12 protein-coding genes are annotated in these 13,809 nt (G+C 31.4%); 11 read left to right on the top strand and 1 reads right to left on the bottom strand.

The genetic code is table 11. The features are described 5' to 3' along the window. Window positions 1–6 precede the first annotated feature (6 nt). A complete protein-coding gene (locus tag ACTU6T_RS02565; protein WP_460219702.1) occupies window positions 7–777 on the bottom strand; it encodes a class I SAM-dependent methyltransferase in 771 nt (256 codons plus the stop codon). Window positions 778–998: 221 nt separating this feature from the next. On the opposite strand from ACTU6T_RS02565, the gene ACTU6T_RS02560 reads away from it, so the two are divergent. The 11 genes from ACTU6T_RS02560 to ACTU6T_RS02510 all read left to right on the top strand — a co-directional run bounded on the left by ACTU6T_RS02560 (window position 999) and on the right by ACTU6T_RS02510 (window position 13,807). Continuing rightward, the gene (locus ACTU6T_RS02560; RefSeq protein ID WP_460219701.1) at window positions 999–2,402 is read left to right on the top strand and encodes an asparagine synthetase B family protein; all 1,404 of its coding nucleotides are present in this window, start codon (window positions 999–1,001) and stop codon (window positions 2,400–2,402) included. Window positions 2,403–2,478: 76 nt separating this feature from the next. Next, complete coding sequence (locus ACTU6T_RS02555) at window positions 2,479–3,291, top strand: hypothetical protein (protein ID WP_460219700.1); 813 nt, start codon at window positions 2,479–2,481, stop codon at window positions 3,289–3,291. Between the two features lie 51 nt (window positions 3,292–3,342). Next, complete coding sequence (locus ACTU6T_RS02550; protein ID WP_460219699.1) at window positions 3,343–4,278, top strand: glycosyltransferase family 2 protein; 936 nt, start codon at window positions 3,343–3,345, stop codon at window positions 4,276–4,278. Window positions 4,279–4,380: 102 nt separating this feature from the next. Further along, window positions 4,381–5,781, top strand: a complete 1,401-nt coding sequence (locus ACTU6T_RS02545; RefSeq protein ID WP_460219698.1) for an asparagine synthase-related protein — start codon at window positions 4,381–4,383, stop codon at window positions 5,779–5,781. A 24-nt stretch (window positions 5,782–5,805) separates the two neighbouring features. Then, entirely contained in the window at window positions 5,806–6,918 is a 1,113-nt protein-coding gene (locus ACTU6T_RS02540; RefSeq protein WP_460219697.1) for a glycosyltransferase, read from the top strand. Window positions 6,919–6,966: 48 nt separating this feature from the next. Next, complete coding sequence (locus tag ACTU6T_RS02535; protein ID WP_460219696.1) at window positions 6,967–8,148, top strand: glycosyltransferase family 4 protein; 1,182 nt, start codon at window positions 6,967–6,969, stop codon at window positions 8,146–8,148. Next, complete coding sequence (locus ACTU6T_RS02530; RefSeq protein WP_460219695.1) at window positions 8,145–9,320, top strand: glycosyltransferase family 4 protein; 1,176 nt, start codon at window positions 8,145–8,147, stop codon at window positions 9,318–9,320. Before ACTU6T_RS02535 ends, ACTU6T_RS02530 begins: the two co-directional genes overlap by 4 nt. 110 nt (window positions 9,321–9,430) lie before the next feature. Further along, on the top strand, window positions 9,431–10,264 hold the full coding sequence (locus ACTU6T_RS02525) for an FkbM family methyltransferase (protein WP_460219694.1): 834 nt from the start codon (window positions 9,431–9,433) through the stop codon (window positions 10,262–10,264). Next, window positions 10,264–11,589, top strand: coding sequence for a glycosyltransferase family 2 protein (locus ACTU6T_RS02520; protein WP_460219693.1), 1,326 nt, complete (start codon window positions 10,264–10,266; stop codon window positions 11,587–11,589). The genes ACTU6T_RS02525 and ACTU6T_RS02520 overlap by 1 nt, the downstream gene beginning before the upstream one ends. Further along, a complete protein-coding gene (locus ACTU6T_RS02515; RefSeq protein WP_460219692.1) occupies window positions 11,586–12,686 on the top strand; it encodes a glycosyltransferase family 4 protein in 1,101 nt (366 codons plus the stop codon). Before ACTU6T_RS02520 ends, ACTU6T_RS02515 begins: the two co-directional genes overlap by 4 nt. Continuing rightward, window positions 12,683–13,807: a glycosyltransferase gene (locus tag ACTU6T_RS02510; RefSeq protein ID WP_460219691.1), complete on the top strand. Its 1,125-nt coding sequence runs from the start codon at window positions 12,683–12,685 to the stop codon at window positions 13,805–13,807. The genes ACTU6T_RS02515 and ACTU6T_RS02510 overlap by 4 nt, the downstream gene beginning before the upstream one ends. Window positions 13,808–13,809: the final 2 nt, after the last annotated feature.

Genomic DNA, 13,809 nt, shown 5'->3' with positions numbered 1-13,809 from the left:
TACTACTTATTTCTTTTTTAACGTTTTAAAAAAAAGTCTCATTTTTCTAATAACATAATATTGAATAGAATGTGAATGTTTGTAAGTTATTTTTTTAGTAGATCCTTCTTTTGTTTTGTTAGCCCAAGCCCAATCAGAATCTTCTTGTATTATAAAGTTCCCATAATTTGGGTGTTGCATTACAAGTAGATCGAAAATCTCTTTGATATGTGGTGTGATAAGCTCATCTTCAGAAAGGCCTCTATGTGTTATTCCATCTGTAGCTTCTTTTCTCTTATCAGCTCTAGCATAAGTCCAATTAAAATCGTCCCAAATAATCCAGCCGTTTTCATTCAGCAGTTTATCACATAAAAAAAAGGAACTACTATCTATAGTCCAATTCTTGGGACCATCTATTATTATTAAATCATATTTAGGTTTACAAATGTTGTCACTATTTTTTGAGCAGGTTTTAATCTCATCATGTAAAAACCAATTGTATCCAGATTTCATTCGATAAACATCGACATATTGTTTTAAGCTCAAACTGTTTAATTGTGTTTCAATTGATGGCTTAAAAGAGTCTTTTACTGCCTCTAAATCTACTGAAACTAATTTGCCGCCACCAATTTCATCTAATGCTGCAGCCATATAACAACTTGCAGTACCATGCGCAACACCTAATTCAAGAATATGCTTAGGTTTATGTTTTAAAATAAAGTTATATAAAGACTCAGCATTATTTTTAGAAATGTACGGAACGTCTTTTACACTATTGTATACCTGATCAAATGTCATTTTAGTCGGTTATTTAGCTTAAAAATTAATTTCAATCTGCAAGATTATCTCAAAGATAACTTTTATCTTTTTTCATAATATAAATTTGGTTTTTTTTTGATTATAAAATGTAGTAGTTTATACATAATTGGAGAATTTTATATGTAAATACATAAAAGTTTTTCTAATAGACTATGTCTTGCCATAGATTATTTTAAATTTACCATTAAAGATGAATCTCGATGAGTACTAATTTTGATACACCTAATTATCAGCGTTTTTTTTATAACAAAAAGAAACGCCTTTATGGTAGATCATTACTAGAGGTTTACGATCAAAATCCATTGTCAATGGAAGGATTGAGATGGTTTTTAGAGTTAGGTTATATACCTGGAAATATGACTTTATTTGAAGATATAGAAGTAATAACAGACTTTCATACCAGAGCATTGGTCAATAATAAAGAATTAAAACTCACCAAGTCGTATAATTTTGAAGATGTAATAGATACAAAGATTCACGAAGGAAAATCTAAGGAACAATTGATCTCTGAAGGCGGTAAACTTTTTAATCAAGTTATTGATAAATTGTATGAAAGCCAAACAAAAAGCGTTGTCTTACCAATTACCTCTGGACTTGATAGCCGTATTATACTTGGAGGATTGCTGGAGTGTACTGAAGCTAAAAATATTACGGCATTAACTTGGGGTTTTCCCAAGAGTTATGATTTTGAAACAGGTATACGTATCAGTAAAAAATTAGGTATAAAGCATCATGCTTTGAATATTGATGATTATCAAATAACCGAACCGCGTTTAAAAGCATTTGCAGAATCATCTGATTTCTCAGTACCTTTATTTGATCATTGGCCTAAAGATTGGGTTAAACAAATTGTAGATGAAGTTGACGGCTCACTTTGGATGGGTTTGTTAGGAGGAACATTGTCTGGTTCTAATTTGCCACATTCTTTTGTTGATGATGCGTTGACAAATTTCTTGAAAACTAATAAGCGTATTAATTCGGTCATAAGTTTGAGTACAGCAATGCTTGGAGAAAAACCGAATAGAAGTGACTTAGAACAAATTGTACGTGGTTTTGAGTCTGTAAATACTGATGCGTTAGATATTTATTTACACCATCATCATTTAATAGCTCCAACAAAGATTCATCGTGACTTGAGTTATGTTTTGCCGTTTACAAGTCCACAACTCATGCGATTTTTTCTTTCACTTCCGCAAAAGTATCGAGCAAATAGAGGTCTTTTACGTGATATAATTATAAACCAATATCCATATTTATCGAGATTCCCAAGTAATCGAAATGGTGGTTTAGGTCTAGAAGTAAAAGGTAAAAAAAGGGCTTTAATAAAACGTTATAGACAAGTTTTTGGTGATTGGGATACACCTAATAAGAGACGAAAATATCTGTCCTTAAATAAATTAATGAATCAAGATAATAACGTTGCTAATTTGGTTAATGAAAAATTAGAAAGGTTAAAGTCGAGGCGTATACTTAATAATGATAGAATGACTATTCTAAATCAAGAATTTTTAGGTTTGGGCCAAAGAAAAATTGATCATAGTAGAGCTATAGATGCATTAGTATCATTGGAAATTATATTAGAAATGGTTGAGTCGAAAAGGTGAAAACATAATTGTCAATTTCTATACATTTGTCGTACTTATAAAAGAAAATTTTTTAATCTAACAGTTAGGTAAATTAATGCAAAACAACCTCAGTAAATCATTAGCAATTATTGTAAGAGCATCTGGCGAGTCTACAACTCATATACTTTTAAAGCAGCTAGAGAAACAAATTACAATTAAAGATTGTTTACATGTTTTGGATGAAGAAGAGTGTTTTGAAGATAAATTAAAACACGGATTTGAACTAGGGTTGAAACAAGAAAAGACATTTACTGTATTTATTGATGCAGATATATTATTAAGGAAAGATGCATTAAAAAAAATAAGAAAGTTAATACCCAAGCTCAGCGACACTGAATTAGGTTTTGGGTTGCGTTTATGGGATAAATTTTATGATAGACCTAAATTTAGAGGGCTTCATGTTTACAGAACTGAATTATTGAAAAAAGCACTTCAATTTATTCCTGAACACAAGAAATCTTTGAGACCTGAAACATATGTAAAGCAAAAATGTGAAAATATTGGATTTAAGTGGCGAAATGATATATCCTTATATGTTGCAGGAATACATGATTATTTTCAGAAGCCAGATGATATATATTACAAGTTTCTCATTAGATCAAAAAGATCTGAAAGCCATTTAAAACATTTAAAACAAAGTTTTCGTGCGTCGATTGATTATGAATTTAAAATCGCGTTAAAAGGAATTGAAGATGGAGAACGATTGACGGATATAACTAATAATAAATTTTTATATGCAAATACGGTTGATGGATTTTCAGAATTGAATCAGAAGTCCATTTATAACAACGAATCCATTGATCGGTTGGTGATTTTAAAATTATTAAAACATTATAAACTGAATCAACTTTTTTGGAAATCAATTTAATTCGAAAACCTAAATTTTTTAAGCATTAAATAATTCTAGCTGTATATAATTATGACTTTAAGTATTATTACACCACATTATAATGAATATCAAGGGTTGGTTAGGATTTATGATTGTTTACTCAAGCAAACAAATGATGCATGGGAATGGATTATAGTCGATGATTTTTCGGAGAGTATTATGCTTAATAATGTAAAAAAATGGTACGAGAAAATTAATGATAATCGAGTTAAGCTTATTTGTAATTCAACTAAAACTAACGGTTCGGTATGCAGGAATAAAGGAGCAGAATCATCCCAAAATGAACTTCTAGTTTTTTTAGATGCTGACGATTATATTACTAATGATTTTGTAGAAAATAGGCGAGTAGAGGTAAATGAATTTACTGTGTTTAAAAACATAGCTGTAGATGATAAATATGAAGGGATAATACCGTTACCCAAAAAAACAGGAAATTATTTAGATTATTTTTTAAAAACACAATTTATTTGGTTAGTCACGTCCATAGTATGGGATAGACATTATTTTTATAAAATTGGAGGATTCAATCCTAAATTAAAAAGATTGCAAGATGTAGAATTAAGTATTAGAGCATTGCAGAAAAGTTCTAAATATACTGTTCTAGATAATACAATAGATTTTTATTATCGTGTTAAGCCAATTCGGGAGCGAAAGAGTTTTGTTAAGCCTGTTTGCGATTCAGTCTATTTGTTCATTACCGAGTTGTTAGATGTGTCAAATTTAACTACACATCAACTGTCATTATTATCTAATTATTATTATTTCTGTATTAAGTATTTAGAGCGCTCTGAAAGCTTTGAAGATGTTGATTTGGTAAGGCGTAATCTTACTTTGTTTTATGATAAACGATATATAAACATATGGTCTTATTTCATTGGGGCTATGATATTGAAATTATATGTTTCAAAATACCTTTCGAGCCAATTGTTTTTGCGTATAAATAGATACCTTTTTAAATCTCAATAAGGTATTTGAGCCTTGGATTTATGAAAAAATTTATCAATGATTTGTTTATAAAAACCTCTAGCTGTTGGCTGATATTTTGTTATATTAGTCCCACTATTAAGCATGACTATAGCGACCACAATTCTACCTCATAAGCAAGAGTTTGCAAAAAGACTGCAAGCTGAACATGTACTAAACCTTGAAGCTATTTGCATTTATGTAGCAACAGGTTTTTTCATGGATGATGATACGTTCTGGAAAGATATAATTTGCTTGCTCCCAGCGCACAATCATGTTTTAGATGCAAATGGATGTCTAATAGAGAGTGAGTTTAATTTTAAATGGCATTATAAACCAAGAGACATTACCTTTGAAATGGCTCTTGATGAATATGTTGAATTGCTTACTAGAATTATTAAAGAACAGGTAGGAGATTCACGAGTTATTTTGCCGCTATCGGGAGGGCTAGATAGTAGAAGTCAGGCATTAATATTAAAAAACTTACCAAACCAAGTTCAAGCTTTTAGTTATGCCTTTCAAAATGGTTATCCAGAACATAAATTAGCTCAGCAAATTGCAAGCGCATGTAATTTTGATTTTAAATCTTTCAAAATAGCAAAAGGATATTTATGGGATTCGATAGACGAATTATCAACAATTAATGCATGCTATTCAGAATTCACTCACCCACGTCAAATGGCTGTAATCAATGAATTAAGGAATATGGAAGGTGTATTTTCATTGGGGCATTGGGGAGATGTGTTTTTTGATAGAGGCATTCCTCAAGGTAAAAATGAGTCTGATGTTGTTCCGTACTTATTAAAAAAAATGGTTAAACCCAAAGGCTTAAAACTAGCTGAACAGTTATGGCAGGTATGGGGACTAAATGGTGATTTTAAAACCTATTTGATTTGTCGAATAGAATCGGCTTTGTCAGAGATTAAAATTGATAATCTAAGTGCTAAGGTTCGAGCTTTTAAAACTAGTCAGTGGGCGCATAGATGGACCACAACAAATTTATCTGTATTTGAAGCTACACATCCAATAACAATGCCCTATTATGATAATCGTATGTGTGAATTCATTTGTACTGTACCTGAAGAGTTTTTAGCAGATAGACGACTCCAGATTGCACATCTAAGACAGGATAGTAGTTTATCTAAAATTACCTGGCAAGCTCATAGACCGTTTAATCTTAATAATTATCATAATAATAAATCGCCATATAATTTACCTTTTCGTATTTTTAATAAAGCCAAAAGAGTAACACAAGAATTAATAGGAAAACCTTATGTGCAGCGTAATTGGGAATTGCAATTTTTGGGTAACAATAACGCTAAACATTTGGAGCGTTATTTATTTGATGATCGTTTTTTAGAATGGATACCTAAGGCGGTAATAAAATCATGTTATGATGATTTTAAAAATGGAGATAGTGTTGCTAGCTCTCATGCAGTAAGTATGTTACTAACCTTATCTGTCTGGAAAAAAAAATATGACGTTGTAAATTTTAATTACCAATGATCAAATTAATATGTTGCTAAATAGATGAAACATAAACGAAAGAGAATTTTATATACAATTCCAAATTTTAACACTTCTGGTAGCGTAAAATCAGTTTATGACTTAGTTGAAAAATTAGATAAGTCAATGTTTGAACCTGAAATATGTTGTTTTCACGATAAAGGACCATTTTTTAAGGAAGTGGAAGCACTTGGAGTTAAGATTCACTTATTTCCGTTTACTACACATTACAGACCTTGGTCAACATTTTTGTTTCGAGTATTGAAAATCAAAAAGTTTTTTAAATCCAATAAATTTGATATTATTCACTCATGGCATTGGAGTTCTGATATATCAGAACCTTTAGCAGCAAAGTTAGCTGGAATTCCATATGTGTATACAAAAAAAGCAATGGGCTGGGGAAATAGATTTTGGAAATGGCGTTCACAATTAAGTTCTAAAGTGATTGTTGTTAATGAAGATATGGTGAAATTATATTTTGAAAGCATGCTTGATAAAATAACAAGATTCCCATTAGCCATTGATGTAAATCGCTATATACCAATTCAACCTTCTGAGAGTTTAAAAGAGCAATTAGGTATAAAACCCGATGATTTTATAATTATAACTGTTGCAAATTTAGTAGAAGTAAAAGGGATAGAAACACTACTTGAGGCAGTAAAAGTATTGAATAATACGAATATTAAAGTGCTTGTTGTTGGAGGGGATTCTAGCGACTACGCTCAGGGCTTAAAATCGCGTTACAGTACTTGTAATTATGTCAAATTCCTTGGAAAACAAATGGATGTGAGGCCTTATATTAGTGTATCTCATTTGTTTGTTATACCAACTAAAGATGAAGGTCGAAGAGAGGGGATTCCTAATGCGCCATTAGAAGCTATGGCAATGAATAAAATTGTTTTGGGTTCTGATATTTATGGCATAAGAGATATTCTAAATGTATTTCCAGATTATATGTTCAAAGCCGATGATATTATAGAATTAGCTGAAAAAATCAACAAAATAATCAATATGCCTATAAAAGAACGAATGCAAATGGAAACCCAAATGAGAGCACGTGTAGTTGAAGAATTCTCTATAAAAGACTTTATAAGTCGTCATCAAGCTTTGTACTTGGAATTATCTGATTCTAAATAGCATAAGTCGCTAAAAGATTTATAACTTTAAGATTATTAAAATTAAGTTTTGGAAAAACCTCTAAAAGTAGCCATATATACAGGAGTTACTAAAAGTACCACATTTATTGAACGATTAGTTAAAGGGTTAGCTGTTTGTGGGACATCAGTTTATGTTTTTGGAGCATATTCTGGAAAGTTATCTAAAACTAAAAATGTGAACTATATATACCATAAAAAGAAGTGGCATAAATTATGGGTGCTTTTAAAGTATACTATTTTGCTTATCCTTTTTAAGCCCAAAGAGCGTAAAACTTTGGATAATTTTATTAGTACTAAACAGAAAAATAAACGCCTTTTACGACTTAAGTATTACCCGGTTTTATATCATAAACCAGATATATTTCACATACAATGGGCTAAAAGTATTGATGATTGGATTTGGGTAAAAGATTTTGGAATGGCCCTAGTTGTAAGTTTGAGAGGAGCTCATATTAATTATTCGCCTATTCTCGATGTGCAATTAGCTTCAACATATAAGAAGTGGTTTCCAAAAGTTGCTGCATTTCATGCGGTATCTTCTGCAATTGCTTTAGAAGCAACAAAATACAATGCACCTTTAAAGCACATAAAAGTAATAAAGAGTGGTTTAAAATTAGATGAATTCAAATTTGAATTAAAAGAATTTAATTGCAATTCGCTACTCAATATTGTATCTGTTGGTAGAGATCACTGGAAAAAAAACTATACAATGTCTTTAGATGTGATGTCTAAGCTTAAACAAAATGGTATTGCATTCCATTATACTATAATTGGAACAGATCAAAGTGAACCACTAATTTATCAAAGAGCACAATTAGACTTAATTTCTGAAATAAGCTTTGTGGATGCTTTGCCTTTTGAAGAGGTGCAATCCGCTATTAAACGTGCTGATGTTATGCTGCTTCCTAGTGTAGAAGAAGGAATTGCAAATGTTGTGCTTGAAGCTATGGCTCTTGGGACATTAGTGATTAGTACTGATTGTGGTGGGATGGCTGAAGTTGTAATACCAAATAAAACGGGGTTTTTAATACCAAATAGGGATGTACAATCTGCCTTTGAAGCTATTAAAAAAGTATCGCAATTGTCTGCAACAAGTTATCGGGAGATAACAAAAGAAGCAAGAGCTTATATCGAAAAACACCATAATGAAAACTTAATGGTAGAACAAATGCAAAATTTGTATACCAATCTAAAATTTATGAGGCTATGAAAATTGGATTGGTTTTAGCTTCGGCTCCAGGGTATTCAGAAACTTTTTTCTTCTCTAAAATAAAAGGACTTCAAAACTCTGGACATAATGTGTGTGTGTTTTGTGCAGATAATTCTAAAAATTTTAGTGCATGTCAAGTTGTTTTGTTTCCTAAACTACACACTTCTACTTTTATACAATTATTCATGTTATTAAGAGTTTATTTGAGCTTGATACCTTATTTAAAACCGGTTTTAAAATTCATTAAACTAGAAAGAAAAGATGGTGTTTCTTGGTTAAGATTATTAAAACGTATTTATAATTATGCACCAATTTTTAAAATACAACTAGATTGGTTGCATTTTGGATTTGGTACATTGGCTATAGGTGGTGAAAACCTTGCTGAATCTATTTCCGCAAAAATGGCCGTTAGTTTTAGGGGCTTCGATATTGGAGTTTATCCGGTGAAATATCCAAATTGTTATCGTAATATTTGGGACAAAGTTGATAAAATACATGTCATATCTGATGATATCTCTGAATTATTATATCAGAATGGATTTAATGATCAAGCTCCAGTTATCAAAATCACACCAGCAATAAATACAGCATACTTTAGTTCTACCAGCAATCACACCTTAAAAAAAATGCCAATACAACTTATTTCAGTAGCTAGATTGCATTGGAAGAAAGGGCTACATTATACCATAGAAGCACTGTCATTATTGAAGCAAAAAGGTGTTAATTTTCAATACCGAATTATCGGTACAGGTATAGAAGAAGAAGCTTTAAAGTTTGCAGCTTATCAATATAATTTGCAAAATGAAATCATATTCATGGGGAAGCTTAAACACGAAAGTGTAAAGGATGAGCTAACTAAATCGGATATCTATATTCAATATAGTGTTCAGGAAGGCTTTTGTAATGCTGTTTTAGAAGCTCAAGCCATGGGTTTAATGTGTGTGGTTTCTAATGCTGAAGGCTTATCTGAAAATATTCAAGACAAGCAATCGGGCTGGGTGGTTCCTAAACGAAACCCTATTGCTTTAGCAAGCAAACTGTTTGAAGTTATAAACTTATCTGAGGCTAAAAAAAATGAGATTAAAACTTTTGCAATATCACGGATTCAAAAGGAGTTTAATTTAACTAAGCAAGAGAAGGAGTTTATTGCTTTTTATGAAGATTATCTGTGAAATTCTGTTTGTTCTTTTATGTGCCATACATTTTGTAGACCTTTCTAGTCTATAAATAGTCATTAATTGACTATTTTCGCTTCATTGAAATTGACATAAACTGAATTTTAATGCGCTTAAAAAATAAACTTAGGACAATTATTCGCAAACTTATAACCCAAGAGCAAAAATTGATATCCAAAGAGTTAATTGGTGTTTCTTTAAAAGTAGTTCCTGGGACTATTAGAGATAAAGTAGATCAAGATGATGCATGGTGGTTTTACTTAGCAAAACACCATAATACTATATTTGACATTGGATGTAATGTTGGATATACTTCTTTGTTAGCATTGATTCAAAATCCAAATCGGCGTATGGTTTTAGTAGATCCAAACCCGAAGGCACTTCAAGTGGCTGCTCAAAATTTAATTCAGAATGGCATTGGAAATAAAGTTCAATATTTGGCCGCTTTTGTAGGTGACAAGGTAGATGATAATGTGAAGTTTTATACTGTAGGGTCAGGAGCTGCTGGTAGTATGCATGCTTCGCATGCTCAAACGGCTGCATCTTTAAATGCGTTTATTAATGTCAAAACTGTAACTTTAGATTATTTGTATGAATATTATGATTTATATCCTGATATAGTAAAAATTGATGTTGAAGGAGCTGAATTGTTAGTGATGGATGCGGCAAGAAAATTTGCTCATGATACAAAGTGCTCTTTTTTTATTGAAATGCATGATATTCCCGATTTAGGTATGGAAGCATCTGGTCAATTTATGATAGATTGGTGTAAAAATCAAGGTTATAAGGTTTGGTATCTTAAATCTGGAAAAGAACTTACAAATGCTGAAATAATAAAAAATCGTGGTAAGTGTCATTTACTTCTCATGCCAGAAGAAAAGTTATATCCTGATTATTTAAAAGGTATTTCTCAATATGCCGAACTACCTGATTATGTGTAATGATTTTTGAATTTTTAAAATATTTGCAACCTACCCATTATTTTCAACTTAAAATTAATGGCAAATATATATATCCAATAATTGAAAGTTTACCTGATGATATTAAAGCTCAACTTTCAGTAGATTATTCATTTAAAACTCATGAGGCACAAGAATATGATTTGTCATGGCAGGCTATTTATAAAGGATATATTGGTGTAGCTCCTACCTATGAAAGTTTTAAAAATGTGACTCTTTTTGATAATTATCATTTTATTCGAAAATATTTTCATCCAGCTTGGGTGTTATATGTTTTAATAATACGGTTAGTTACATTTCATAACCCTTTTAAAGAAATTACCAATTGGTTTAAAACTAGACATGTAAAAAGATCTACTAGCATTAATGAACCCATAGTTTATGAACAATGGGAAACTTTTCAGTCACCTTTAGTAATGCAAAAACTTAAAGTGAGTGTAATTATACCAACTTTAAATAGATATCATTATTTAAAAGATGTATTAAAGGATTTAGAGGCACAGGATTATTCAAATTTTGAGGTTATAGTGGTGGACCAATCTGATAATTTTAATCCAGAATTTTATAATGCTTTTAGTCTTAATTTTCAAATAGTTCAACAAGAGGAAAAAGCCTTATGGTTGGCTAGAAATAATGCAATAAAAAGATCGAAAGGTGATTTTGTAGCATTGTCTGAAGATGATGTTAGAATTGAACCTGATTGGATAAGCTCACATCTAAAATGTCTCGATTTTTTTAACGCTGAAATTTCAGCCGGAGTATTTTATCCAGATGGGCAACAAATTCCGAAAGAACGATCCTTTTTTGCTGTGGCGTCTCAATTTGCTACTGGCAATGCTATGCTTTATAAAAAAGTCTTCCAAAGCGTAGGGTTATTTGATAGACAATTTGAGAAACAACGGATGGGAGATGGAGAATTTGGGTTACGTAATTATTTAAAAGGTGTAAAAAGTATTTCTAATCCATTTGCTTCATGTGTAGATGTGAAAGCGGCAACAGGTGGTTTAAGAGAAATGGGGAGCTGGGATGCATTTAGACCTTCAAGTTTTTTAGCACCAAGACCTATACCAAGTGTATTGTATTTTTTTAGAAGATATTTTGGAAATAGAGCATCAAGGTATGCAATGTTGCGTACTGTACCAATATCTATTATTCCTTACCAGTTTAAAAAGAATAAACCTTTACTAGTGATTGGGGTTTTATTGACAATATTAATTTTCCCATTCATTGTATACCAAGTTTTTAAATCTTGGAGTCTTGCTAGTAAAAAAATAAATGAAGGACCAATAATTAATGACTTGGAATGAATAATAGTTGTAAACATATTGTTATTGTAACCTCCGAGTTTCCTCCGCAGCCAGGTGGTATAGGAAATCACGCTTATCATTTGGCATTAAGTTTATCACAAAACGACTTTAAAGTTACAGTAATTGCTGATCAACGTGAATTTTCTAATGATTCTGAACATGATTTTGATGCGAACTTACCATTTTCAGTCAAAAGGATTCAAATGCGCAAGTTAAGAGTATTGATGTATGTTGATAGAATTATAAAAACAATGCGAATAATGAAAAAAACGGATGTCATTATGGCAACTGGTAAATTTTCGCTTTGGAATGTGGCGCTATGTAATACGTTTTATAAACTGCCAAATTTGGCTATAATTCATGGAACAGAAGTTAATTTTAAATCACCAATTGTTAGATCTATGATAAATAAATCGCTTAAGCGGTTTAAACGTATTGTTGCTGTGTCTAACTACACAAAGCAATTAGTCTCTCATCTAAAAAAGGATGTTGTAGTTATACCTAATGGCATTGCTATAAGTTCATGGACAATGCCTTCAACAAAATTAAAACTTAAAGGATATCCAGTACTAACTACTGTGGGGCGTGTGAGTATTAGAAAAGGACAATTGCAAGTGATAAGATTATTGCCGCATTTACTCAAAGCATATCCCGAAGTACATTACCATTGTGTTGGATTGCTTGGAACTATGGATGATTGTCTTGCTGAAGCAAAACGCCTTAATGTAGCATCACATATTACCTTTCATGGTGTGCTAAGCAATGAAGATTTAAAAAATGTTCTTGCTAATACTAATGTTTTTGTAATGTTAAGTCAAGAGAGTCCAACTGGAGATGTAGAAGGTTTCGGTATTGCTATATTAGAAGCAAATGCCATTGGAATCCCAGCAATTGGATCTGTAAATTGTGGTATAGAAGACGCTATTGATAATGGAGTTACAGGGTTTTTAATTGATAGTCAAAATCAAGAAGACTTTAAAACCAGTATTGATCAAATATTAGATAATCAACATGTATTTGAGAATAATGCTCTTGAATGGGCAAAACAACATGATTGGAATGAGATAATAAAACGTTACATTACTTTAATATCATGAAAACCTTAACCATAATTTCTCATACAGAACATTATAATCAACCAGATGGTACTATTGTTGGGTTGGGTTCTACTGTTACAGAAATTAATCATTTATTGGAGGTTTTTGATAAAGTCATCCATATAGCAATGTTGCATGCTGGAGCTCCACCGCCAAACACTTTACCTTATGCTTCAGAATATATAGAATTTGTTCCTTTACCTGCGGTTGGAGGTACTAAGGTTATTGATAAACTTTTAATTATAAAAAATGCTCCACGCATCATAAAAACGATACGGAATGCGATGTGCAAAACCGATTATTTTCAGTTTAGAGCACCAACAGGAATAGGGGTTTATGTTATTCCATATTTAATATATTTCAGTAAAAAAAGTGGATGGTTTAAATATGCTGGAAATTGGAAACAAGAACAGGCTCCAATCACTTATCGTTTTCAGCGTTGGCTACTTATGCATCAGAATAGAAAGGTTACTATTAATGGTTTTTGGGAAAGTCAACCTAAACAGCGTTTAAGTTTTGAAAATCCCTGCTTAACGCAGAATGAAATTAAAAATGGTCGTTCAATCGTAGCAAATAAAGTCTTTAAAAGAGATACTCAATTATGTTTTGTTGGCAGGCTTGAAACTGCTAAAGGCTTAGATTTAATTATTGATGCGCTTGAAAGTTTTAATGCTGATGAGCTGTCAAAAATTCAAAAAGTACATGTTGTTGGTGATGGCCCTAGAATTGGAAATTATAAGAAGAAAGCAGTTGAAAAGAAACTGCCATTAATTTTTCATGGTTATTTGCCAAGACATGCTGTTCATGAAATTTATAAAAAATGTCATGCTATAATATTACCCTCAGCATCCGAAGGGTTTCCAAAAGTGATTTCTGAAGCCATGAATTATGGTTGTGTGCCTATTGTCTCTAATGTGTCATCAATAGGTCATTACATTAAAGAAAATGAAAATGGATTTTTAATTGAAACTTTGAATGCTCAAACGGTTTCTAAGGTACTTCATAACTTTTTAAGTATATCAGAAGCTGAATATAAGAGCTTAATTAATTGTGATGAGGATGAGGTAACTAGGTTTAGCTATGCTTATTATAATGAACGTATTAAAACTGAAATACTTTAGCT

The sequence above is a fragment of the Psychroserpens citreus genome, from assembly GCF_055686305.1.
The sequence above is the reverse complement of the archived record's forward strand: the minus strand, read 5'-3'. Positions and strand labels throughout refer to the sequence as shown.